Source organism: Micromonospora sp. L31, from assembly GCF_052068075.1.
Taxonomy (GTDB): Bacteria; Actinomycetota; Actinomycetes; order Mycobacteriales; family Micromonosporaceae; genus Micromonospora; species Micromonospora purpureochromogenes.
On record NZ_JBQHDC010000001.1, the window covers coordinates 1,286,755 to 1,309,880 of the forward strand.

General features: G+C 72.5%; 23 protein-coding genes and 1 tRNA gene. 14 read left to right on the top strand and 10 right to left on the bottom strand.

The window, feature by feature from the left end; all coding sequences use genetic code 11:
• Window positions 1-47: 47 nt before the first annotated feature.
• The 5 genes from ACTMS9_RS06245 (at window position 48) to ACTMS9_RS06265 (ending at window position 7,037) form a co-directional block, all read left to right on the top strand.
• Window positions 48-1,031: a glycosyltransferase family 2 protein gene (locus ACTMS9_RS06245; protein WP_441164371.1), complete on the top strand. Its 984-nt coding sequence runs from the start codon at window positions 48-50 to the stop codon at window positions 1,029-1,031.
• Window positions 1,016-3,736 (top strand): O-antigen ligase family protein, encoded by a 2,721-nt coding sequence (locus tag ACTMS9_RS06250; protein WP_441164372.1) that lies wholly within the window; start codon window positions 1,016-1,018, stop codon window positions 3,734-3,736. The genes ACTMS9_RS06245 and ACTMS9_RS06250 overlap by 16 nt, the downstream gene beginning before the upstream one ends.
• On the top strand, window positions 3,733-4,590 hold the full coding sequence (locus ACTMS9_RS06255; RefSeq protein ID WP_441164373.1) for a glycosyltransferase family 2 protein: 858 nt from the start codon (window positions 3,733-3,735) through the stop codon (window positions 4,588-4,590). The genes ACTMS9_RS06250 and ACTMS9_RS06255 overlap by 4 nt, the downstream gene beginning before the upstream one ends.
• A complete protein-coding gene (locus ACTMS9_RS06260; RefSeq protein ID WP_441164374.1) occupies window positions 4,587-5,747 on the top strand; it encodes a glycosyltransferase in 1,161 nt (386 codons plus the stop codon). Before ACTMS9_RS06255 ends, ACTMS9_RS06260 begins: the two co-directional genes overlap by 4 nt.
• A 66-nt stretch (window positions 5,748-5,813) precedes the next feature.
• Entirely contained in the window at window positions 5,814-7,037 is a 1,224-nt protein-coding gene (locus ACTMS9_RS06265) for an acyltransferase family protein (RefSeq protein ID WP_441164375.1), read from the top strand.
• Window positions 7,038-7,288: 251 nt separating this feature from the next.
• Here the strand turns inward: ACTMS9_RS06265 and ACTMS9_RS06270 are convergent, their stop codons facing one another.
• Entirely contained in the window at window positions 7,289-8,725 is a 1,437-nt protein-coding gene (locus tag ACTMS9_RS06270; protein WP_441164376.1) for a sugar transferase, read from the bottom strand.
• A gap of 229 nt (window positions 8,726-8,954) precedes the next feature.
• Complete coding sequence (locus ACTMS9_RS06275; RefSeq protein WP_441164377.1) at window positions 8,955-10,016, bottom strand: LCP family protein; 1,062 nt, start codon at window positions 10,014-10,016, stop codon at window positions 8,955-8,957.
• A 127-nt stretch (window positions 10,017-10,143) separates the two neighbouring features.
• Here ACTMS9_RS06275 and ACTMS9_RS06280 point away from each other — a divergent pair, with 127 nt between their 5' ends.
• Together ACTMS9_RS06280 and ACTMS9_RS06285 are read left to right on the top strand one after the other, a co-directional pair.
• On the top strand, window positions 10,144-10,977 hold the full coding sequence (locus tag ACTMS9_RS06280; protein WP_357607952.1) for a class I SAM-dependent methyltransferase: 834 nt from the start codon (window positions 10,144-10,146) through the stop codon (window positions 10,975-10,977).
• A gap of 86 nt (window positions 10,978-11,063) precedes the next feature.
• Window positions 11,064-12,047: an expansin EXLX1 family cellulose-binding protein gene (locus ACTMS9_RS06285; protein WP_441164378.1), complete on the top strand. Its 984-nt coding sequence runs from the start codon at window positions 11,064-11,066 to the stop codon at window positions 12,045-12,047.
• Window positions 12,048-12,050: 3 nt separating this feature from the next.
• Here the strand turns inward: ACTMS9_RS06285 and ACTMS9_RS06290 are convergent, their stop codons facing one another.
• The 4 genes from ACTMS9_RS06290 to bcp all read right to left on the bottom strand — a co-directional run bounded on the left by ACTMS9_RS06290 (window position 12,051) and on the right by bcp (window position 13,835).
• The gene (locus ACTMS9_RS06290) at window positions 12,051-12,581 is read right to left on the bottom strand and encodes an N-acetyltransferase family protein (RefSeq protein ID WP_441164379.1); all 531 of its coding nucleotides are present in this window, start codon (window positions 12,579-12,581) and stop codon (window positions 12,051-12,053) included.
• 88 nt (window positions 12,582-12,669) lie between these two features.
• Window positions 12,670-12,745, bottom strand: a tRNA-Leu gene (locus ACTMS9_RS06295).
• Complete coding sequence (locus ACTMS9_RS06300) at window positions 12,736-13,302, bottom strand: HNH endonuclease signature motif containing protein (protein ID WP_441164380.1); 567 nt, start codon at window positions 13,300-13,302, stop codon at window positions 12,736-12,738. Before ACTMS9_RS06300 ends, ACTMS9_RS06295 begins: the two co-directional genes overlap by 10 nt.
• A gap of 56 nt (window positions 13,303-13,358) precedes the next feature.
• Window positions 13,359-13,835, bottom strand: coding sequence for a thioredoxin-dependent thiol peroxidase (gene bcp / locus ACTMS9_RS06305; protein WP_441164381.1), 477 nt, complete (start codon window positions 13,833-13,835; stop codon window positions 13,359-13,361).
• Between the two features lie 124 nt (window positions 13,836-13,959).
• Here bcp and ACTMS9_RS06310 point away from each other — a divergent pair, with 124 nt between their 5' ends.
• The 4 genes from ACTMS9_RS06310 to ACTMS9_RS06325 are packed head-to-tail and all read left to right on the top strand — an operon-like array spanning window position 13,960 to window position 16,626.
• Complete coding sequence (locus tag ACTMS9_RS06310; RefSeq protein WP_441164382.1) at window positions 13,960-14,676, top strand: energy-coupling factor ABC transporter permease; 717 nt, start codon at window positions 13,960-13,962, stop codon at window positions 14,674-14,676.
• Window positions 14,673-15,074 (top strand): PDGLE domain-containing protein, encoded by a 402-nt coding sequence (locus tag ACTMS9_RS06315; protein WP_441164383.1) that lies wholly within the window; start codon window positions 14,673-14,675, stop codon window positions 15,072-15,074. Before ACTMS9_RS06310 ends, ACTMS9_RS06315 begins: the two co-directional genes overlap by 4 nt.
• Before the next feature lie 14 nt (window positions 15,075-15,088).
• The gene (gene cbiQ / locus ACTMS9_RS06320; RefSeq protein WP_441164384.1) at window positions 15,089-15,859 is read left to right on the top strand and encodes a cobalt ECF transporter T component CbiQ; all 771 of its coding nucleotides are present in this window, start codon (window positions 15,089-15,091) and stop codon (window positions 15,857-15,859) included.
• On the top strand, window positions 15,856-16,626 hold the full coding sequence (locus ACTMS9_RS06325; RefSeq protein WP_441144792.1) for an energy-coupling factor ABC transporter ATP-binding protein: 771 nt from the start codon (window positions 15,856-15,858) through the stop codon (window positions 16,624-16,626). The genes cbiQ and ACTMS9_RS06325 overlap by 4 nt, the downstream gene beginning before the upstream one ends.
• 268 nt (window positions 16,627-16,894) lie before the next feature.
• Here the strand turns inward: ACTMS9_RS06325 and ACTMS9_RS06330 are convergent, their stop codons facing one another.
• Genes ACTMS9_RS06330 through ACTMS9_RS06345 form a run of 4 tightly spaced genes read right to left on the bottom strand, consistent with a single transcriptional unit; the run spans window position 16,895 to window position 19,843 of the window.
• Window positions 16,895-17,992 carry a hypothetical protein gene (locus tag ACTMS9_RS06330; protein WP_441144790.1) on the bottom strand — a complete coding sequence of 366 codons (1,098 nt, stop codon included), beginning with the start codon at window positions 17,990-17,992 and terminating at the stop codon, window positions 16,895-16,897.
• The gene (locus tag ACTMS9_RS06335) at window positions 17,989-18,705 is read right to left on the bottom strand and encodes a DsbA family protein (protein WP_441164385.1); all 717 of its coding nucleotides are present in this window, start codon (window positions 18,703-18,705) and stop codon (window positions 17,989-17,991) included. Before ACTMS9_RS06335 ends, ACTMS9_RS06330 begins: the two co-directional genes overlap by 4 nt.
• Window positions 18,698-19,222, bottom strand: coding sequence for a MauE/DoxX family redox-associated membrane protein (locus tag ACTMS9_RS06340; protein ID WP_441164386.1), 525 nt, complete (start codon window positions 19,220-19,222; stop codon window positions 18,698-18,700). Before ACTMS9_RS06340 ends, ACTMS9_RS06335 begins: the two co-directional genes overlap by 8 nt.
• Before the next feature lie 33 nt (window positions 19,223-19,255).
• Window positions 19,256-19,843 carry a sigma-70 family RNA polymerase sigma factor gene (locus ACTMS9_RS06345; protein ID WP_441144784.1) on the bottom strand — a complete coding sequence of 196 codons (588 nt, stop codon included), beginning with the start codon at window positions 19,841-19,843 and terminating at the stop codon, window positions 19,256-19,258.
• Window positions 19,844-19,951: 108 nt separating this feature from the next.
• On the opposite strand from ACTMS9_RS06345, the gene ACTMS9_RS06350 reads away from it, so the two are divergent.
• From ACTMS9_RS06350 to ACTMS9_RS06360, 3 genes are all read left to right on the top strand, one after another.
• Entirely contained in the window at window positions 19,952-20,596 is a 645-nt protein-coding gene (locus tag ACTMS9_RS06350; RefSeq protein WP_441164387.1) for a zf-HC2 domain-containing protein, read from the top strand.
• Between the two features lie 101 nt (window positions 20,597-20,697).
• Window positions 20,698-22,362, top strand: a complete 1,665-nt coding sequence (locus tag ACTMS9_RS06355) for a copper resistance CopC/CopD family protein (RefSeq protein ID WP_441164388.1) — start codon at window positions 20,698-20,700, stop codon at window positions 22,360-22,362.
• Between the two features lie 20 nt (window positions 22,363-22,382).
• A complete protein-coding gene (locus ACTMS9_RS06360; protein WP_441164389.1) occupies window positions 22,383-23,120 on the top strand; it encodes a YcnI family copper-binding membrane protein in 738 nt (245 codons plus the stop codon).
• Window positions 23,121-23,126 lie beyond the last annotated feature (6 nt).

Below are 23,126 nucleotides of genomic sequence, written 5' to 3' on the forward strand. Positions count from 1 at the left end.
GTTCCGTTCCAATGAAACTGGTTTGAAAGGGTCGGATGGATCCCACAGTGCCGACGCGATCCGCGACGTGGCGTCCCACAGTCAGCGTCGTCATCCCCTCAATCGGCAAGCCGGGACTTCGCCGAGCCGTCGAATCCGTGCTCGGGCAGACGCATCCGGTCACCGAGGTCCACGTGGTGCTCAACTCCGAGGCCGAGGTGGACGTTCCGGGCGATCCACGCGTTCGGCTGTTCCGCTACCTCGAGCGCCGGAACGGGAACGCCGCCCGCATGGCCGGTGTCCGGAGGTGCGCCGGAGACCTGGTCGCATTCCTGGACGATGACGACGTCTGGCATCCGACGAAGATCGAGCGCCAGGTGCGGGACATCGCCGAGGCCGGCCTCGCCGGGTCGTCGACATGGATCTCGTCCACCAAGGTCATGGTGGACTTCGAACACGGCTCCGAGACCTGGCCCCGTGCGCCCTACGACCCTCGCCGCACTCTGGAGAACAACCTGTTGCGGCGCCACCGGGTCCAACGCGGGCAGGCGTTCCTCCCGTCCTCGACGCTCCTCTTCCCCCGGTCGCTTCCGATGACCGTGCCCCTGGACGAAGGGCTGAGTCTGCACCAGGACCTGACCTGGCTCCTGCAACTCTCCCGAAGCCTGCCCGGGCTGGTGGTCCGGCAACTGAACGACGCCCTGACCAGGTACGACGCGACCGGTGACGGCATTTCGCGCTCGATCTCGCTGGCCCGTGAGCTCGACTGGGCGCGCGAGTACCTCAGCTCGGCAACCCCTCGGGACCGGGGTGACTACTACCTCGGATCGGTCATGACGTATGCCCGCCGCCAGGGCACGATGGGCGGGATGGTCAGGGTCTTCTCGGAAGGACTGCGGGTCGGGCGACCGGGCGCAGCCGCCGTGGGCTACGCGTGCGGGGCCATGGCTGCGGGACTCGTGAAGGCCGTGGCGGCGGGCGTGCGGCAGCCGCGGCGACGCCGCACGAAGGCCGACGAGGGCGCGGAAGTACGCCAGTGGATCCGACGGTAACGGTAGGGACCGGTTCGTCGGCCGCAGCCATCGCTCGTACCGAATGGCCGGTAGCCCTGAGTGCGGTCGTCTCGGTTACCTGCCTCGCCCTGCTACCCAAGACCTTCGGTCAGGGCGGCGCGCCGTGGCACGTCGGCATCGCCATCCCGGTCTTCGCGCCGTCGACCTGGGTGATCGCACTCGTCGTGGCCTTCGTCGTGCTGCTGGCGACGACCTGGCGGCGGCTGCGCTGGATGCCGGTCCTGGTGTCGGGGATCGCTGCCCTGGCCCTGTGCATCGGCCTCGGCATGGTGACCCGCGGCGGTGCCTCCACCCGGGAGCTGGTCGGAGCGGTGCAGTATCTGTCCGCACCGGTCGCCTTTGCGGTGGGATGTCTGTTCGCCAAGCACAGATCCGCCGTCCTGGCGCTCAGACTGACCTCCGCCGGAGTCATCGCCGCCCAGTTCTGCTGCGCGGCTCTCCAATGGCTCGGCGTACCGCTCAATCCCATGGGGACCGTCGAAGCGGCCCGCTTCCTCGGCGACCGGACCAACGGAACGCTGAACCACCCGGTCAACCTCGCGAAGGCCGTCGTGCTGGTTCTCGCCCTCTACTACCTCACGACCGGGCCGGACAGCCGCCTCGGCCTCGGCCGGCTTCAGCTTCCCGCAATCGTCGGGCGGTACGGGATTCCCGCCGCCGCGCTCGCGACGACCGCCCTGACCGGCAGCCGGACCGGGCTGCTGGCGGTCCTGATGCTGATCGTGATGGGCGAGTTGATGCTGCGCAGGCTGGGCGCGGAAGGCGCCCCTACCGGCCGCAGAAGCCGGCAGACCGTCATCGGGTTCATCCTGCTCGGCATCGGCGTGCTCGCGGTGGCCCCCGTGTTCATCGTCCGGATGATCGCCGACCCGACCGGCGGCGCCAGGGGGCAGATCATGTCCAGCGCACTGGAGTTCCTGGCCAGCAAACCGTGGTGGGGCATCGGCCCCAACAACTACGTGGAGGTCGTCGGCCGGATAGACCCGGTCGTGGCGGGCGGGGTGCCGGTGCACAACGGCGTTCTGCTCGCCGCCGTCGAACTGGGCATACCGGGCGCGGTCATCCTGCTCACGCCGGCTTCGGCGTTGGCCGTGCTGTGCGTGTGGAAGGGTGTCTTCCGGCCGAACCTCGTCCCGGCGTTCTGCCTCACCTTCACGGTGGCCTACTTCGGGATCGTGGCCACCACGTACGGCGTCATGGCCGAGTCCATGCTGCCGCTGTGGTTCCTCGTCCTGGGAGTAGCGACCGTGTGGCTGGTGGAGGACCACCAGCACCAGGACCACCGGCGCGGGAACCGGGGAGGCGATGCCGCGACCCGCGAAGGCCACCGGAGCGCGGACCAGGGCGGCGGGGCCCCCGCGGGGGAGGAGAAGCGACCCGGCCAGGCCGCCTCGGGCAATCCGGTGCTGGCGGGTTCGTCCCGGCGGCCGAACGTGCGCGGGGTGGTGGGCGGAGCGTCGGCTCTGGCCGCCTCCCGCATCGCCGGCAGCGGGCTGCAGGCCGTCGCGATGGTTCTGCTGGCACGGTACGTGGACCCGCAAGGCTTCGGTGCCTTCGGCGGGTACTTCGGCGCGGTGGCCTTCCTGGCCGTCGTGGCGGACGCGGGCGTCTCGACCGCCCTCCTGCGTTGGCGGGCACTCGGGCGCGACACCGCCGTCAGCGCGGGCCTGCGCCTGAACGTCCTCACCACGATCGGCGGCCTGGTCATCGCCGCGGCGATCGGCCTGGGCCTCACCGCTGGCACCATGGCGCCGTGGATCGCGGTGCTCCTCGCGGCCGGCTGGATGCTGGACAAGAACGTCGAGACGATGTTGTCGCTCGCGATCGCCGACGGCCGGATGGGGCACGCGGTGGTGTCGATCCTGGGCCGGAAAGCCGTGCAGGTCGCGATCTTCGTGAGCGCCGTCAACCTTGGCGGCGAGCCCTTCGCCTGGCTCGCGTACGGCCTGGTGGTCGCGTCCGCGCTGGGGCAGGTCCACGTGCGGTTCGTGGTCCGGATCTCCGGCTCGGCCGCCGCCGCCGACGTGTGGCGAGCGGCGCTGGACTCGCGGGCGTACCTGGTCAGCAACGTTTCCGCACAGGCGCGGGTCCTGGACGCGACGGTCGTCTCCCTCGTCGCGCCGGGTGCCGGCGCGGGACTGTACGCCGCCGCGTCTCGCATCTTCTCACCGTTCGTGTCGATCCCGTCCGCACTCAGCACCGTGCTGGTGCCGCATTCGGCGACCGCGCGGGCCGGCGAGGCACGGCGGCTCTTCTGGCGCATGAACCTCGCCGTGGTGCTCGTGGTCGGCGCGATCAGCGCCGCCGGGATGGCCGCCGCGCCGTGGTTGGCGGAGCTGTTGTTCGGCGAGACCTATTCGGGGGCTGGTGTCGTCATTGCCGTCATGCTCGCCGGCGTGCCCTCGTTCTGCGCGAGTTCGCCCTGCGGCGCCGTGCTGCAAGGCGTGGGCCGGGGGGCGCTGGTGGCGAAGATCGGCGTCGTGAGCGCCGCCGCGCTGCTCGTCACGGTGGCCGGCGGCGCGGCGCTGTTCGGTGCGGTCGGCGCAGCCGCGGCGGTCTCCCTGACGTATCTCTTCAAGCACGCCTCACTGCTCGTCGTGGGTGATGCCGTGCTGCGGAGCGACCGGGTGATGCCGGTCGTGCCGCACACGGCCGGGCACTCGACGTCGGCGGCGTACCGATGAACTCCCAGGATCGTGAGCGAAATGTGAAAACAGTAGCCATCGTCGTGTCCCACAACTCTGCCCGAGACCTGCCCATGAGCCTGGGCAGCCTGCGTGAACTGCCCATCGCCGAAGTCGTGGTGGTGGACAACGCGTCGTCCGACGACAGTGTCGAGGTGGCGGCCCGGTACACCCGGCACGTCATCCGTTCGTCCAATGTGGGGTTCGGTAAGGCGATCAACGCGGCGGTGGAGCAGTTTCCCGACGCCGAGGCCTACCTGCTGCTGAACCCGGACGCCGCGCTCAGGCCCGACTCGTACGCGGAACTCGCGCGGGCGCTCCAGGACGACGCGAGGATCGGAGTCGTCGCGCCTCAGATGCGGTACGCCGACGGCGAGCCCGGCATCTCCGCGGGTCCGGACGTGAGCCTGGCCAAGGAATGGCTCGCCGCGTTGCGCGTCGACCACATGGTTCCCGGCCGCGTGAAGCGGGAACTCGCCAAGTCGCAGCTGCTCCGCAGCCGGCTCCCCATGCTGGACTACCTCGACAAGAGTGGGCCGGCAGCGGCGGCGGACGTCGCCTGGGTGTCCGGATTCTGCATGCTGGTTCGGGCCACCGCGTTCCGCGACATCAATGGGTTCGATCCCTCCTTCTTCCTCTACTTCGAGGATGTCGACCTCTGCAGACGCCTGCGCGGTGCCGGCTGGCGTGTCGTGTCGGTCGGGACCGCCTGGGCCATGCATCGGGAGAGCACGAGCACCGGTGCGGTCGGCAAGAACCGGCTGTACCGCTCGGGCCTGGTCGCATACTGCGACAAGTACGGCACCGCGATGGACAGATTCTCGGCCCGCGCCCTCAGGAGACTGCCGCTATGAAGATTCTTTTCGTCGCTCCCTGGATCCCCTCGAAGATCCGCCCGCGGAGCCTGGCCCTGCTCGAGATTCTCGCCAAGGATCACCAGATCCGTTTCCTCGGCCTGACCAGTTCGGACGAGGAGGTGCAGGAGGCCCAGGAACTGCCGGTGGAGTCCACCGTGCTGGTGCCGCGTAACCGGATCACGTCGATGCTCCGTTGTGCCACGGCCCTGCCGACCGGCACGTCGCTTCAGCAGGCCTACGCCGACGTGCCCCAGCTGTCGACCGCGCTCGCCAGCGAGCTCCGGCAGTGGCGGCCGGACGTCGTGCACCTCAACGTCTTTCGTACGGTGCACCTCGTGGAGCGGTGCGCGCCGGTGCCGGTGATCGTGGACCTCGACGAGTTCCGCAGCGAGTACTACAGCCAGCTCGCCCAGACCGCCGGCCCGAAGTGGAAGCTCGTGGGCAAGATCGAGGCGCCCCGCATGCAGGCACGGGAGGATGCCCTGGTGGCGCACAATGTGCCGCTGATGGTGTCGGCGCCCTTCGAGCCGGGCGAGGAGCGGCCGAACACGTACGTCGTTCGGAGCCCGTACGACCACCCGGAGGACACGACCCCGCGGGCGCCGGAGCCGCGGGTGCTCTTCGTCGGGAGGCTGACCTACGAGGCGAACGTCGACGGGTTGCTGTGGTTCCTCAAGAACTGCTGGACCGAGGTGAAGAGGCGGGTCCCGAACGCCGTACTCGACATCGTCGGGACCAACCCGCCCGCCTCCGTCCAAGCCTTCCGTGGCAGCGGTGTCGAGATCCACGCCAACGTTCCCGACGTCGCCCCCTACTACCCGCGGGCCTCGGCGGCCATCGTCCCGGTCTGGCGCGGTACGGGCGTGCAGATGAAGCTGATCCAGGCCTTGGCGGCGGGTGTTCCCACGGTTACCACGCCCGAGGTTGCCCGCCGAGCGGGGGTAGGGCACGATCATGAGGTCGCGGTGGGAGCGGACGCGCAGGCCTGGGCGAACGAGTTGAGCAGTGTGCTCACCGATCCGGCCAGAGGCCAGCGGCTCGCTGCCGCCGGCAAGCGGTGGGCGCTGGACTTCCACAGCTCGAACGCGGTACGTGAGCAGCTCGCCGCGGCGTACGCGGCCGTGTGGCCGGGTTCTGAGCAGTTTCGTCGGTAGCCTGCCGCGCCGCATCTTCAACGCTCGTCGCCGACCGGCGGGCCGCTCGACCTAGTGAGGAAGACCATGGAGTCTCACGGTGCCGTCCGGCGCGGCGGGCACAACCGCCTCGTCGTGCTCGACGGTCTGCGCCTGCTCGCTGCGCTGATGGTTGTCGTGTACCACCTCCTGCACGGGGAGGGCGTGCGCGACGACGCCTGGGGGACTCCGACCGATCAGCTCTTCCCCGGGCTGGCCGGCGCGGCGGCGTACGGCTGGCTCGGGGTGGAGTTGTTCTTTCTCATCAGCGGCTTCGTCATCTGCATGAGCAGTTGGGGCCGCACCGTGGGGGAGTTCGCGGTCGCGCGCGTGGTGCGGCTCTACCCCGCGTACTGGTTCGCTGTCGTGGCGACCACCACGGTCCTCGTCCTGTTCCCGGTCTTCGCCACGCACCGGGACTGGACCCACGTCCTGGTCAACATGACCATGCTGCAGTCGCTCATGGGTGTCCCCGACGTCGAGCAGGCCTACTGGACGCTCTCCGTGGAGCTGCTGTTCTACGTGCTGTTCGCCCTCGTGGTGGTGGCGCGCGGGATGACCGTCCGACGCGTGGTGGCGTTCTGTGCGCTGTGGACGCTGGCGTCGCTGGCCGCCCCGTGGGCGAACAACGCCGGGGTCTACATGTTCCTCGGGCGCGGATACGCGCAGTACTTCATCGCCGGGATCGCCTTCTACCTGATGTACCGGTTCGGGGCGAACGCATTGCTCTGGGCCATCGTCGGGTGCTCGTGGGTCATCGCCATCTCCCGCATGTGGTCCGAGATCGAGACCTACGACGGGAGCGCGTTCCCGCCCGCGGCCGCCTGCGTCACGGCCTTCTTCGTCGTCATGGCGCTCATCGCGAATGGTAAGTCCGACCGCATCCGGTGGCGATGGCTCACCACCGCCGGCGCCCTCACCTACCCGCTGTACCTGCTGCATGCGCAGATCGGCCTGACCGTCATCGCCGCGGCCCGGCCGTACCTTCCCGCGTGGGTGTTGCTGGGGGCGACGATCGCCGGGCTGCTGCTGCTCGCGTACCTCGTCCACCGGCTGGTCGAACGCCCGGCCGCGCAGCTGCTCCGGCGGGCCCTGCTCCGGTCGCTCGACAGCATGCGCGCGGCCGACACCGTGCCCGTCGTGCCCGCCCCCCGCGCGCCTGCGCCGCTCGTGGCCGAGCCTGCGCAGCCACCCACCGACGAGCCGAGTGACGACGAGATTGGCAACCTCCGCCCAGGAACACTTCAGCGATCGCCCGCAACGCGACTGTGAGTTCCTGGTGCGGATGTGGCAGCGGCAGCTGCTGCGGACCTCCGGCACCGACCTGGGAACCGGATGGAAGGGTGTCGTCCGGGAGCGAGGCGCTGGTGACCTCGTTCTGCTGGCGGTCGTGAACGACCGGCAGCTCTCATAGTCCGGGCAGCAACCCCGACTCACGTCACTTCACGAGACAGGCGAACCCCCTGCGGCCCGACGGACGGGCGGCAGGGGGTGTCGCGTCCACTACGCGCGGCGGGGCCGGGTCAGCGACCACCGCCGCGGAAGACCTCCGCGACGGTGCGGAGCACGATCTTGATGTCGAGCCAGAGCGACCAGTTCTCGACGTAGAAGTTGTCGAACCGTGCCCGGTCGGAGATCGGCGTGTCGCCCCGCAGGCCACTGACCTGCGCGAGCCCGGTGAGACCGACGGGGACCCGATGGCGCATCGCGTAGTTGGGGTACTCGACCGAGAACTTCTCGACGAAGTACGGCCGCTCCGGCCGCGGCCCCACCACGCTCATGTCACCCTGCAGGATGTTCCAGAGCTGGGGCAGCTCGTCCAGCGACGTCCGGCGCATGAAGCGCCCGATCGGCCCGACCCGCCGGTCGTTCGCGATGGACCAGTTCGTCTGCGACTCGTGCTCGTCGACCGGGCGCATCGAGCGGAACTTGATGACCTTGAACGGTTCGCCGTACCGACCGATCCGCTCCTGGTAGAAGAAGATGCCGCGGCCGCCGTCGAGGAACGTCGCGATCGCGCAGAGCAGGAGCACCGGGCTCAGCACGATCAACGCCAGCGCGGCGAAGAGCACGTCCGAGGCCCGCTTGATCTTCCACCGCGGGCCGGTGAGCGTGGTGTCCCCGATCTTGACGATCGGGATGGCCCCGATGTGGTCGGGATAGCCGCCCTGCGACCGGGAGCCCCAGAGGCGAGGCACCGCCCAGAGGTCGCAGCGGGAGCTGACCGGCCGGAGCAGGGTGTCCATCAGGGTGGTCTCCGTGCAGTCCGGGTCCGCGACGACCAGGACCTCGCAGTTCAGCAGCCTGGTGAGTTGTTCGAGTTCGTCGAGGGTGCCGATCAGTGGGAGCGACCCGACACCCTGCCGCGACGAGGCGTCGACACAGCCGACGAACCGCAGTCCGTACTGCGGGTAGCGTCGGAGCAGCCGGGCGAGCTCGGCGCCGACCGGACCGCTGCCGATGACGATGGCGTTGTGCTCCACCCACCGACGCTTACGCGCGAGGATGAGGAAGCTCCGGCTGAACGCACGACCGATGATCACCAGACCGGCGGAGAGCGCCACGCCCTGCATGAAACCGCTGACGTACGGCACCGAGTCGTGACGCTCGGCCGCGATGATGGCCACCACGGCGCCGGATGCCAGCAGCCGGCCCCCGAGGCTGGGCAGTTCGTCCAGGATGCTGACATGACGGCGGGGCCGGTAGAGCCCGCCGGCCGCGAAGAAGGCCACCGTGAGGCCGGCGTTGACCAGCGTCCCGCGCCAGTAGTTCTGGGTCACCAGCAGCGGCGCGAGCAGCGCGACGATGTCGATGGGCGCCGTCATCATCCAGGCGCGGAGCCAGCGCGTGCGCTTCGAGGCCCGGGAGCTGGCGTACGGCAGCACCGTGGTCGTGTCGAGACCGGTGCGCGTCTCGGCCTCGGCCAGCGTCTCCTTCGCCGATTGGACGGGGGGGATCACCACAGTGATCCCCGCACCGCCGCTCCAGTCGTCCTGCATTGCCGCCGGTTGCTGCGAAATTCCGTCGAGGTCCGATACGGACGCAGCAGGGTGACCAAAAACCGGTAGGCGTGACATGGTGGATCCTTCCCCCGTGAGAACCCCCTGGCCAGGTGTGCAACGCAGGGGGCGATCGAAGGATACGAACCAACCCGCCGCGCCACCAGAGCCGGCAAGGCAGTCCGGAATCCTACTTTCCGGCAGCCACGATGTCGGGGACCGAGTCGCGGCGGACCGCGTCGAAGAGCGTCTTGGCCTTCGGCTTGTCCGCGAACACGACGCTCTCGGTGCCGACCCGGCCCGTCCCCGTCACCGGGCAGGTGAAGAACGCGAGGTTGCCGCTCCGCAGGCCACGCAGCTCCATCGCCAGGTCCAACACGGACAGTGACTTGTCCACCGCCACCGCGTTCGACGTGGCCTTCACGAACGAGTTCAGCTTGCCGGGGTTGGCCAGCATGCCGCCGGAGGCCGCCTTGTCCAGGATTGCCCGGATCACCTGCTGCTGGTGCCGGATGCGGGCGAAGTCCCCGTCGGCGAACTGCTTGCGCTGCCGCGAGTAGTCCAGCGCCGCCTCGCCGTCCATCCGCTGTCGGCCCGGGCTGAAGGTGCGGAACGGGGGGTGGATCGAGGTGAAGCTTTTTTCCACGTCGACATCGATCCCGCCCAACGCGTCGACGATCTCCTTGAAGCCGGCGAAGTCGACCATCGCCACGTGGTCGACGCGGACCCCGGTGAACTTCTCCACCGTCTGCACCATCAGCGGCACGCCACCCCACGCGTAGGCTGCGTTGATCTTGGCGTCGCGGCCGCCCCGGCCCTGGTCGCGCGGGACGTGGGTCCAGGTGTCCCGCGGGATCGAGATGAGCTGCGCGCTCGACCGGTCCTTCGGCAGGTGGGCCAGGATGAGGGTGTCGGTCCGGGAACCCCCGGTGTTCTCCGGGTCGCGCGAGTCGCTGCCCAGGATCATGATGTTCATCGCGCCCTTGGCCACCACCTGCGGCCGGGACTCCTCGGGCACCCCGGTGAACGCGTCGACCCGGTCGATGGAGGAGTTGACCGAGCGGTAGTACAACCCGCCCGCGAGGACACCGCCGCCGGCCAGCAGCGCGAGCACCAGCAGCACGATCAGGGCGATACGCCGGCCGCGACGGCGACGCGGAGCCGGGGCGGACGGCTGGCCCGTGGCGTCGACATCCTCTTCGGACGCGAAGAAGCGCGGTTCGGAGTCGGCGAGCTGCTGGCGATCTGACATGTCCGCGATGCTACTGACTCACCTTTGCCGCCGGGGACCCTCGTCCGGACGGTCAGCCCCGACCACCCGGTCGGTGAATCCAAAACTTTCTTCGCCACTCTTCACCTTCACCTGGTACAACCTCGGCGTGGACGCAACGACGCTTCGCCGGGCCATCGCCCGCACCCGCCTTGCACCGGTCGCCGCCTTCCCGAAGCGGCTTCGCCGCGTCGCCCGGCACGACGCCAGGGTCATTCGCACCTCCGCCCGCTGGCTGTTCACCTCCCGTGAGCACCACAACTACACATACGAGCTGACCAAGCTGAGCCGCCAGCACCTGACCTGGTTCGTCAGCGTCGTCTGCGACACGCCCGTCAAGCAGGTCCGCGCGTACGTCGAGGAGATCGAGTCCGACGACACGCTGCGCGGCCACATCGAGCGGGCCACCGCCGGCGCCGCCCGCCGTGGCCTGGCCGACAAGCAGGTCCGGTACGCCCGGCGCGTCGGCTGGTACGCCATCGTCCGCGCCACCCGGCCCAGCCACGTCGTCGAGACCGGCGTCGACAAAGGGCTGGGCAGTTGCGTGCTCGCCGCCGCCCTGCTGCGCAACGCCGCCGACGGGCACCCCGGGCGGCTCACCTCGCTGGACATCAACCCCGAGGCCGGCTACCTCGCCCGCACCGCACCCTGGTCCGACGTGGTCGACCTGGTCATCGGCGACTCCATCGCCTCCATCGCCGCCCTGGACCGGCCCGTCGACCTGTTCCTGCACGACAGCGACCACAGCCGGGCCCACGAGAAGCGCGAGTTCGAGGCGGTCGAGCCGAAGCTCGCCCCCGGCGCGATGCTGCTCACCGACAACGTCACCCACACCGACGTGCTCGCCGCCCACGCCGAACGCACCGGCCGGCGCTTCCTCGCCTACCGGGAGACCCCGCGCGACCACTGGTATCCCGGCGACGGCATCGGCGCGGCCTGGTGAGGGCGCTCCGGGCGTTGGGGCGGCCGGCTTAGCTTTCGCTTAGCCGGCTTGTCGCCCGGCGTGCCGGTCCGGCAACATCGACCGGCGTGACCGACGGCAGCGCTCCCAGCGACCCCGCCCCCCGTCCCACGGCTGGCCGCCGCCGGGCCCCCCGCTCCGCCCGTACCCGCTGGCTGGCCGCCGGCGGCGTCGCGGCGCTCGCCACCGTGCTGGGGCTCAGCCTCGCCCTGCGCTCCGGCGCCGCACCCGCCTGCGCCGCGCCCCGGGCGCTCGCCGCGCCGCCCGCCGGCGGCACCGTCCACAAGGGAAAAACCACCTTCTACGACTCGAAGGGCGCGGGCGGTAACTGTTCCTACCCGTCCGCGCCGGCCGACAACCGCTACGTCGCCCTTGGCCCGTCCGAGTACGCGGCCGGCGCCGCCTGCGGGGGCTTCCTCGACGTCACCGGTCCGCGCGGGACCGTCCGGGTGCTGGTCATGGACCAGTGCCCGGAGTGCGAACCCGGTCACCTCGACCTGTCCCGGGAGGCGTTCGCCGAGATCGCCGACCCGGTGCAGGGCGTCGTCGGGATCAGCTACCGCGCGGTGGTCGACCCGCCGCTGCCCGGCCCGCTGACCTTCCGGATCAAGGAGGGCGCCTCGCAGTGGTGGTTCGCCGTGCACGTCGGCCAGCACGGCAACCCGCTGCGCTCGGTCGAGGTGCGGCAGGGCAGCTCCGGCGCCTGGCGCGGCGCCGCGCGGCAGGACTACAACTACTGGCTGATCGAATCCGGCGCCGGTCCCGGGCCGTACGCCATCCGGATCACCGACGTGTACGGCCACCGCGCCACCGCCACCGGCATCCGGATGGCGCCCGGCCAGGTCCAGCGCAGCACGGTCAGGATGTACGGCGGTGCCGCCCCCGCCAGGGCCACCACGCCGGCGCGGTCGCCGTCGGCGCGCCCCAGCCGGTCGGCATCCCCTTCGGTGTCGGCGTCGCCGAGCCTCGCGGCGGCCGCCTCCCCGCCGGCCGTGCTCGACGCGGCGGTGGCGCCGGTGGGCCCCACCCGTGCGGCCGGGTGCGGCGGCTGACCGTCAGCCCGCCGGCTCCTCCAGGTCCCGCCACATGAGGATCTCGTCGCGGTCGTCGCCGGGGGCCACCCGCAGCGCGCCCGGCAGCCGCCCGATCTCCCGGTAGCCGAGCCGGGCGTAGAACGTCTCCAGGCCGAGCCCGCCCCGCACCGTCACGTGCAGCGCCCGCCAGCCCAGCTCCGGGGCGCGGCGCGCCGCCTCCCGCATCAGGTCGAGGCCGTAGCCCCGGCCCTGGGTGTCCGGGTGCACCATCACCCGCTTGAGGATGCCCCAGTGCGTCTTCAGGTGGAACCGGTTGTCCGCGAAGACCAGCACCGCGACGAGGCGGTCGCCCTCGTACCCGACGAGCAGCCGGTCCGGCCCGTCGGTGATCTCGGCGAGGGTCCGCTCGGCGACCGGACGGACCTCGGCGGCGCTGACCGGGGCGACGAAGCCGACCGCGCCGCCGGCGTTGGTGACGTCGACCCAGAGGTCGACGATCCGCTCGCGCAGGTCAGGGGTGAGGTCGGGGTCGAGGACGAAGCGCAGACTCACGCCGGCAATCCTGACGAACAGGCGCGGCGTGAGCCCGCGATGGTGAGCTTCCTGACAGCCTCGGCCATTGCCGTCCGTCAGGGCTGAGTAGGGCCGACGGGACTCGAACCCGCACTGGTACGGACCTAAACCGTATGCCTCCTGCCAAATTGGGCTACGGCCCCTTCACCGTGTACACCGTCAGCTTCCACGGCCATTCCGGCCGACGGCGAAGGCGTCTGCCGATCGGGTAGCCGGTCGGTGTCACAGCCTCCGGATCGTAGACCACATCCGGCTCGACCACAGCCGGCCTGCGGGAGCCGGCGTAGGTGGCGGTCTGGCTGTGGCAGTTCGGGCAGAGTAGCCGCAGGTTGTGCGCGCGATTGTCGAGGAAGTCGCCGTTGATGTGGTCGACGTGCAGGGTCAGCGGTGCGTTCTGCCATGTGCTGCCGACACCGCAGGCCTCGCATTCCTCCGGCAGTCCGATGGCCGCCAGCGCCCGCTTGAGGCGCCAGCCGGGAACCCGCCGGCTGCCGGCGGGACGCTTGACCAACTGCTGCGGCAGGGGCGTGCGGATTCCCCGGCCGCCCTTGTTGTGCACCTGGGCGAAGTGGGACGTATCGATACCGAAGCGCTTGAGTTGCCGGCTGATGTGCGCGTGTGAGCCACCGCTCAGACGCACGCCGAGCAGCCGCAGCACGTCGGTGACGCTCCGGGCCTGCGCCGCCGCCTCCGCCAGCATTCCGGCGTGTACTTGTATCGGACCACGCACGCACCGTAGCGGCCGGGTGTGACACCTTAGTCGAGGCCGAGGTCCCGCCGCAGCTTCGCCACGTGCCCGGTGGCCTTGACGTTGTAGAAGGCCCGCTCGATCTTCCCGTCCGGGTCGATGACGAACGTGGAGCGGATCACCCCGGTCACCGTCCGGCCGTACATCTGCTTCTCGCCGTACGCGCCGTATGCGGTGAGCACCGCCTTGTCGGCGTCGGCGACCAGCGGGAAGGTGATGGCGTCGCGCTCGCGGAACTTCGCCAGCTTCTCCGGCTTGTCCGGCGAGATGCCGACGACCTCGTAGCCGGCGGCCTGGAGCGAGGCGAGCGAGTCGCGGAAGTCGCAGGCCTGCTTGGTGCAGCCGGGGGTCATCGCGGCCGGGTAGGCGTACAGGATGACCCAACGGCCGCGCAGGCCGGCCAGGGAGAGCGTCTCGCCGGTGTCGGTCGGCAGGGTGAAGTCGGGGGCGGGGTCGCCGGGGTTGAGGCGGTCGGGCGCGGTCATGGCAGCGACCTTACCGCCGTCCGGGACGGCGTCGGGCGACGCGCGCCGGGCCGCGTGGTGATCAAGACCATGGCTTGTTGCCAAGTCTTGGCAACAACATGGCCTGCCAAATAGGCTGCGCGGTGTGGACACCCTGGCGATGCACATCTCGAACGGGATCATCAACGGTCCCGTGGCGGGGATCTTCGCGGCCGTCGCGCTCGCCGCGCTGACCTTCTGCGTGCTGCGCAGCCGGCGCGACCTGGACGACCGGCTGGCCCCGATGGCCGGCCTGGTCGCCGCCTTCATCTTCGCCGTCCAGATGCTCAACTTCCCGATCTTCACCGCCGGGGTGAGCGGCCACCTGCTCGGCGGCGCGCTCGCCGCGCTGCTGGTCGGTCCCTGGGTGGGCGCGCTCTGCGTGGCGGTGGTGCTGGTCGTGCAGGCGCTGGTCTTCGGCGACGGCGGCGTCGCGATGCTCGGCCTGAACATCACCAACATGGCGATCCTCGGCACCGCCGCGGCGTACCTGCTGATCGCCGGGCTGCTGCGGGTGCTGCCCCGCACGCCGGCCGGGCTCGGGGTGACCGCGTTCGTCTCGGCGCTGCTCAGCGTGGTGGTGGCGGCCCAGGGCTTCGTCTTCCAGTACTGGCTGGGCGGCACCACCGACCTGGGCGGCAACATCACCGGCCTGGCCGGCACGCTGGCCGCGGTCCACCTGCTGATCGGCGTCGGCGAGGGACTGATCACCGCGACCACCGTGGTCACCGTCGCCAAGGTCCGGCCCGACCTGGTGTACGCGCTGCGCGCCCTGAAGCCGGCGACGCCGGCGCCCGTCCCGGCCGTCGGAGGTGTCCGGTGAGGAAGCGTTCCTGGGGGTTCGTGGCCGTCGGCCTGCTGGTGGCGCTGCTGCTCGCCGGCGTGGTCAGCAACTACGCCTCGTCGCACCCGGACGGGCTGGACTCGTCCCTGCTCAAGGGCTGCACGGTGGACGCCGACGGTGAGATCACCGGTGGCTCCTGCCCGGCCCAGCAGGCGAAGGACCACGAGTTGGCCGACAGCCCGCTGGCCGACTACGGCATCCGGGGAGTGGACAACGGCTTCCTCTCCACCGGCCTGTCCGGGGTGCTCGGCGTGCTGCTGACCTTCGCCGTCGGCGGTGGCGTCTTCTGGCTGCTGCGCCGGCGTGGCCCGGCCCGCCCGGACGACGCCGACGACGCCCCGCGCGAGGACCGGCAGCCGGCCGGCACCGCCGGCTGAGCAGGGGTACGCGGATGGGCGCGGGACACGTGCACGTGCTCTACCGGGACGCGGCCTCACCGGTGCACCGGCTGGCCCCCGAGGTCAAGATCGCGACGATGGTGCTCTTCACGCTCGCCGTGGTGGCCACCCCGCGCGAGGCGTTCTGGGCCTTCGGCGGGTACGCCCTGCTGGTCACCGGGGTCGCCGTGCTGGCCCGGGTCGGGCTGCGCTGGCTGCTGCTGCGCGCCACGATCGAGCTGCCGTTCGTGCTGTTCGCGTTCGCGCTGCCGTTCCTGGGCGCGGGGGAGCGGGTGCCCGTCGCCGGGCTCAGCCTCTCCGTCGACGGCCTCTACGGCGGCTGGAACATCCTCGCCAAGGGCACCCTGGGCGTACTTGCGTCGCTCCTGCTGGCCGGGACCACGACGACCCGTGACCTGATCCTCGGCCTGGACCGGCTGCGCTGCCCGCAGATCCTCACCCAGATCGCCACGTTCATGCTGCGCTACCTGGACGTGCTGGTCGGCGAGGCCCGCCGGATGCGGGTGGCCCGGGTGTCCCGGGGTGACGACCCGCGCTTCCTGTGGCAGCTGCGCGGCTTCGCCGCCGGCGTGGGGGCGCTGTTCCTGCGCGCCTTCGAGCGCGGCGAGCGGGTCTACCTGGCGATGGTGTCGCGGGGCTACTCCGGGCGGATGCCGGCGGTCTGGCAGGGCGCGGGCGCGGCGAGCGCCGGGCAGTGGCTGGCCGCGGCGACCGTGCCGCTGGCGGCCGTCTTCATCGCCGCCACCGCCGTCGTCCTGACATGATCGGGTACGTGCAGACCGCTGTCTCCCTGGACGTCCGCGGCGTCCGGTACGCGTACCCGGACGGCCATCTCGCCCTCGACGGGGTGGACCTGACGGTGCCGCGCGGCGAGCGGGTGGCGCTGCTCGGCCCGAACGGCGCCGGCAAGACCACCCTGGTGCTGCACCTCAACGGCATCCTCACCCCGACCGAGGGGACGGTCAGCGTCGGCGGGCTCACGATCAGCCGGGACCGGGCCGAGCTGGCCGAGGTCCGGCGCCGGGTGGGCATCGTCTTCCAGGACCCGGACGACCAGCTCTTCCTGCCCACGGTGGCCGAGGACGTGGCGTTCGGTCCGGCGAACCTGGGGCTGCGCGGGGCGGAGCTGGCCGAGCGGGTCGACGAGGCCCTGGCGGCGGTGAAGATGAGCGAGCACCGCGACCGCGCCCCGCACCACCTCTCCTTCGGCCAGCGGCGTCGGGTGGCGGTGGCCACCGTGCTGGCCATGCGCCCGGAGATCCTGGTGCTCGACGAGCCTTCGTCCAACCTCGACCCGGCCGCCCGGCGGGAACTGGCGGAGATCCTGCGCGGCCTGCCGGTGACCCTGCTGATGGTGACCCACGACCTGCCGTACGCGGCGGAACTCTGCGAGCGCGCGGTCATCCTGGACGCCGGCCGCATCGTCGCCGACGCCCCCACCCCGGAGATCCTCGGCGACGCCGACCTCCTGGCCCGGCACCGGCTCGAACTGCCCTACGGCTTCACCCCGCACTCCCTGCCCCGCCCCTGACGCCCCGCCCCGATTCCGACCGGGAGTCGGGCACCCGGCGTGGTCCGGCTTGATCGCCTCCGTTTGCGGCGTGTCGCGGCCTCCCCGCGCCGAGACACCGCCACACGCCGCAAACGGAGTCGATCACCGGCCGGCGTTGACGTCCGCGTGGAGTCGATGACCGGCCCGCGTTCACGTCCGCCCGGAGTCGATCAGCGGCCGGCAGCCGCGCCCGCCGCGAGATGCGGACCGGGCCGGGCAAGGCCAGGGACCGGAAGGACGGGCGCGGTCAGGCGGGGACTTCGGTGTGGGTCGTTGCCGCCGGGGCGGTGCGGGAGGCGGCGTGCAGGCGAAGGATCCCCGCGCCGACCGCGCCGGCCCCGCCGACCAGGACCGCCAGGAGCAGCAGCCGGGCGTACTGCCCCGGCCAGGGGGCGGGGGCGACCGCGCGGGAGAGGACGCCGAGGTTGGCGACGCCGGCGAAGAGCGCCAGGCAGGCGCCGGACAGCGCCAGCGCGAAGTCGGCCGCGGCCGGCCGGCGGGCCAGCGCGTAGCCGCCCGCGGCGATCGCCCCGAGCCCGGTGAGCAGTGGCCAGATCTGCCCGCTGAGCAGCCCGCCCAGCACCCCGCCGACGCCCTCCGCGCCGGCGTCCAGCTCCCGCCCGACCACCAGGACCACCGCCGCCGCGCCGCCGAGCGCCAGCAGCGCCCCGACCGCGCGCAGCGCGCGGTCCCCGGCGATCGAGCCGGCCGGCAGCAGCCCCGCCGCCGCGACCGCCAGGAAGCCGAGCGTGGCGGCCACCCACCAGGGGTACGGGTCCGGCGGCGGCACCCAGTCCAGGGTGCCCCGGATCGCCACCTGCTCACCGCCGTCGCGGACCGGCACGGCCCAGTCGCGTACCCGATGCGTCCGGTTCGGGTCGGCGACGGCCTGGGCCGGCGGCCCGGACTCCCGCCACTGGGTCCGCTGGTCGTGCCAGCGCACCCGCGGCTCGTCGGCGATCCGCCGCCACTGCGGCGGCGCGGCCGGGTCCGCCTCGGGCGGCAGCGTGGTGTCGCCGGCCAGCGTCCGGTTCAGGTACGTCGCCGGGGAGCGGCTGTTCTCGTACGCCCCGCCCGGCCCCACCCGCAGGTACGGCTCACCCGAGTAGCCGATCACCTCGACGTCCCGGCCGGTGCGGTTGACCAGCTCCAGCCGGGCGCCCGCCTCGACGGCCCGTACCGTCAAACCGGGCCGGGCCGGGGCGAGGCCGGTCGCCTCGGTGCGGTAGTCGGTGCCGTCGGGGGCGTCCGCGCCGTGCGCGGCGGCCGGCGTGGCGAGGGCGAGCAGGGTGAGCAGCGCGGCCGTGGCGACCAGGCCGGCCCGGCGGAGCAGGGCGAGGATCACTTGCCGGCCGCCTCCACGGCCGCGGTGATCCCGGCCGGGGTGCGGTCGGCGACCTCCCTGCCGTTGACCTTGATGGTCGGCGTGCCGGTGACGCCGGACCTGCTGGCATCCTCGGTCACCTTCTCGGTCCACGGCTTGTACGTCCCGTCCTTCACGCAGGAGCCGAACTCGTCCCGGTTCAGGCCGACGCCCGCGCCGATGTCGATCAGCTCGTCGTTGCTGAGCCCGGCGCTGCCCTCCGGTGGCTGCCGCGCGAAGAGCGCGTCGGTGAACTCCTTGAACTTGCCGCCCTGGGCGGCGCAGCCGGCGGCGGCCGACGAGCGGGTGGAGTATTCCGTGGTGGAGTAGCGGTTCAGGTAGGCCACCGGGTGGAAGACCACCCGGGCCTTGCCGTCTTTCACCAGCTGGTCGACGGTGGCGCCGCTGACCTGCTGGAACTGCTTGCAGGCCGGGCAGAGGTAGTCCTCGTAGAGGTCGATGGTGACCGGGCCGCCGCCGATCACGATGCCGGTGCCGGCGTCGTTGGCGCCGGGCGGCGCGGTGAACTTGTCAGCGCGCTGGCTGGACCAGACGCTCCAGCCGATCAGGCCGGCGATCACCAGCACGACCACCGCGGCGACGGACGCCCAGAGCGTGCGCCTGCGCCGGCTCTCCCGGGCCAGTTGCTCGCGGACCACCCGGGCGGCGTCGCGCTGCCCCTTGCGGCTACTCATCGTCGTCCTCCACGGCGGGTTCGCCCGTCAGCCAGCCGTCCACCGAGACGGGGGTGCGGGGCCAGATCAGCAGGAACCCGGCCAGCGCCAGGAATCCCAGGTCCCGGAGGATCTCCGGGAGGTAGCTCGGGGCCTGCCCGGCGGCGAGCTGGCCGCCGCTGCCGAAGCAGCCGCAGTCGATGGCCAGCCCGCGGCTCCAGGCCGAGACGATGCCGGTGACGAAGACCACCAGCAGCGCGGCGGAGACGCCGGCGGCGAGCCGGGTGGCCAGGCCGAGCAGCAGGATCGCGCCGAGCGCCAGCTCCACGAAGGGCAGCGCCGCGCCGACCACCATGGCCACGTCGTACGGCAGCAGCTGGTACGCGTTGACCGCGCGCCCGGAGGCGGCGAGGTCACCGACCTTGGCGGCGCCGGCGACGAGCCAGACCGTGGCCAGGCCGAGCCGGGCGGCCAGGCCGATCCAGGGGCGGACGGCGGGCCAGCGGGCGGCCCGGATGCGGGGTGCGGTCACGATCATTGGTCGTCGCGTCCGGCCGATTGGTTCCACCGTTCAGCCGGCCAGCGCGTCGCCGACCGCGTCGACCAGGTCGTGCCGGGCGCGGGCCACCCGGGAGCGGATGGTGCCGACGGGCACCCCGGCCACGGCGGCCGCCTCGGCGTACGAGAGGCCGAGCAGCTGGGTCAGCACGAACGCCTCGCGGCGCTCGGCCGGCAGCCGGCGGACCAGGTCGGCGGCGCCGAGGTGCCCGGCCGGGTCGGGGTGCGGGCGGCCGGTGTGGGCGTCGGCGGCGAGCCGCTCGTCGAGCCGGCGCCGCCGGACGACGGTGCGCAGATGGTCGGCGCAGGCCCGCCGGGCGATGCCGAGCAGCCAGGTACGCGCGCTGGCGCGCCCCTCGAAGCCGGCCAGCGCCCGGAACGCCCGCAGGTAGGTCTCCTGGGTGAGGTCGTCGGCGGTGTCCGGGTCGACCAGGGCGGCGGTGAACCGCCACACCTCGGCCTGGGTGGCCCGGACGAAGGCGGCCTGGGCGGGGGGATCACCGTCGCGGGCGCGCAACGCCCAGTGCGTCGCCGTGTCGCGCGCAGTGCCGGGTGCCGCGTCGGGGCGGCCGGCGGTGGTGTCGCGCGGGGCGGGGATCACGTCACCCGAGGTTACGCGGCGTACCCGGGGCGAGCAGGGTCGTTCGGCCCTTTCTATGGCCCGGCCCACGTCGGGAACTTTCCCGCCCCACCACCCGACTACCTGCTCATGAAGTGCGACGACGTACGCGTGGCGCTGTCGGCGCGGCTGGACGGCGAGGATCCGCAGGCACCGGCCGCGGCGCTGGACGCGCACACCGCTTCCTGCCCCGACTGCCGGTCCTGGCTGGCCCGCGCCGAGCAGGTGACCCGGCTCACCCGGGTCCGCTCCGTGCAGGTGCCGGACCTGACGGCCCGGGTGCTGGCGGCGGTCGCCGCCGACCCGGTGCTGGCCGCGCGTTCACCGGCGGCCGTCCGGGCCGCCCGTCGTCAGGTGCTGCGGGTCGCGGTGGCGGTGGCCGCGGTGGCCCAGCTCGCCATCGCGCTGCCGATCCTGCTGGCCGGGCTCGGCGTGGCCGCCGACCCGCACACCAGCCGGGAGATGGCCTCCTTCGACGTGGCCCTCGCGGTGGGTTTCGCGCTGGCCGCCTGGCGACCGGAGCGGGCCCGGGCGTTCCTGCCGGTGGCGCTGGTGCTGGCGCTCTGCCTGGCCGGCACCAGCGTGGTCGACATCGCCAACTCCACCACCGCCGTGGTGCACGAGGTCGGCCACCTGGCCGCCGTGGTGCAGGCCGGCCTGCTCTGGGCGCTCGGCCGGGTCAGCGGCGAGGCCGACCGGCCCTGGTCGCGCGCGGTCGTGGCGGGGCGCGGGTGAGGCCGACCGTCCCGGGGCCGCCCGCCGCCGCCCCGCCGGGGTCGGACCGGTCCGGCGCCGGTACGGGGTCGGGTCGGCGCGGGGGCGTCGCGTCGGCGAGCATGGCCGGCATGAACGTCGTCGATCGTCGTTGGTTCGCGCGGCTGGGTACCGCCGCCGGCCTGCTGGTCACCCTCGTCGCGCTGCTGCTCGCCCCGGCCGCCCCGGCCAGCGCCCACGCCGTGCTGGCCAGCAGCAGCCCGGTCGCCTCGGCCGTGGTGCCGAGCGCCCCGGCCGAGGTGGTGCTGACCTTCAGCGAGTCGGTGCGCAAGGTCACCGGCAAGATCCGGGTGATCGCCCCGGACGGCTCCCGGGCCGACCGGGGCGAGCCCACCTTCGAGGGTGCGCTGGTGACCGTGCCGGTGGACCCGTCCGGGCCGCGCGGCACCTACCTGGTGAGCTACCGGGTGATCTCCGCCGACAGTCACCCGGTCTCCGGCGCCTTCACCTACTCGGTCGGCGCGCCCTCGACGCCCCCCACCGACTCGGGGGCGGAGAGCCGGGCGAACCCGGTGGTGGAGAACGCGGTCAAGGTGGCGAAGTACCTGGGCTACGTGGGCCTGCTGCTGGTGGTGGGTCCGGCGCTGGTGCTCGTCGCCCTCTGGCCGCACCGGCTGTCCCGCCGGGGCCCGGCCCGGCTCGCCTGGGCGGGAGTCGGGCTGCTCGCGCTGGCCACCCTGGCCGAGCTGTGGTTGCAGGTGCCGTACACCGCCGGGGGTGGGCTGACCGACGTCACCGGGGCCGGCTTCAGCGAGATGCTCGGCAGCACGTACGGCACCGCGCACCTGGTCCGCCTGGGTCTGCTCGCGGCGGCGGCGTTCCTGCTGCGCCCGCTGACCCGCGGCCCGGTGGGTCGTAGTGACGCGCTCATCCTGGCCGTGCTGGGCGGGGCGGGGCTGTTCACCTGGCCGCTGGCCGGGCACCCGGCGGCCTCCCCGGCGCCGGCCGTGTCGGTGGCCGTCGACGCGGTGCACCTGGGCAGCATGGCGGTCTGGCTGGGCGGGCTGGTGATGCTGGCGGTCTTCCTGCTGCGCCGCGCCGACGAGCGGGAGCTGGGGGCGATCCTGCCGATCTGGTCCCGCTGGGCGGCGCTGGCGGTGGCGGCGCTGCTGCTCGCCGGGATCGTGCAGGGGCTGATCGAGGTGGGCGGCGTGCGGCCCCTCGTCGACACCACGTACGGCCGGCTGCTGCTGGCCAAGGTGGGGCTGTTCGTGCTGGTGGTGGCGGTGGCCGCGTACTCCCGGTGGCTGGTGCGGCGGCGGACCGCCGCGCAGCGTCCGGTGCCGGTGCGGCGGGCCATCTGGGCCGAGCTGGCGATCACCGCGGTGGTGCTCGGGGTGACGGCCAGCCTGGTGCAGACCACCCCGGCCCGGGTCGCCGCCGATGACGTGGCCGGCGCCCCCGCCGGCTACTTCTCCACCACGCTGACCAGCCCGATCTACTCGCTGCAGGTGGAGCTGGATCCGGCCGAGCGGGGCAACAACTCGCTGCACCTGTACGCGTACACCAGGGACAACCGGCCGCAGCCGGTGGCCGAGTGGAAGGTGACCGCCGCGCTGCCGTCGGCGGGCATCGAGCCGATCGACATCCCGCTGCTGCCGCTGACCGACAACCACGTGACCGGGGAGATCAGCTTCCCGAGCGCCGGCGAGTGGCAGCTGCGCGTCACCGCCCGCACGTCCGACATCGACCAGGCCACGGTGACCGCCACCGTGCCGATCAGGTAACCAGAAGGGCTCTCCCACAGATGATCCGTCTCCGGCGTCCCGCAACCGCCGCCGCTCTCGCGCTCGCCGCCGTCACCACGGCGGTGCTCGGCTTCGCCGGGCCCGCCTCGGCGCACGTCACCGTCAACCCCAGGGAGGCCGCGCAGGGTTCCTACGGCCGCTTCGCCTTCCGGGTGCCGAACGAGAGCGACACCGCCTCCACCACAAAGGTCGAGGTGGTGCTGCCGGAGAACGCGCCGGTCGGCTCGGTCTCCACCATGCCGGTGCCCGGCTGGACGGTGGCGGTGGAGAAGCGCAAGGTGGACCCGCCGATCGAGGTGCACGGCAGCCAGCTCACCGAGGCGGTGTCGAAGCTGACCTGGACGGCCACCGGCGACGCGGCGGTGAAGCCCGGCCAGTTCCAGGAGTTCCCGGTCTCGATGGGCCCGCTGCCGCAGGTCGACCGGATGGTCTTCAAGACCCTGCAGACGTACTCCGACGGCAACGTCGCGCGGTGGATCGAGGAGCCGACGCCGGGCGCCGAGGAGCCGGAGAACCCGGCGCCGGTGCTCACCCTGGCCCCGGCTTCGGCTTCGGCCTCGGCCACGCCGGGGGCGGCGCCGGCCGGGCAGGCCGCGGCCGACGACGATGACGACGAGGACTCCGACGGGGCGGCGACCGGGCTGGCCATCGCCGGTCTGGTGGCCGGGCTGGCCGGCCTGCTCCTCGGTGGACTGGCGTTCGCCCGGACCCGCCGGGAGGCGACGCCGAAGGCGTGACCCGTT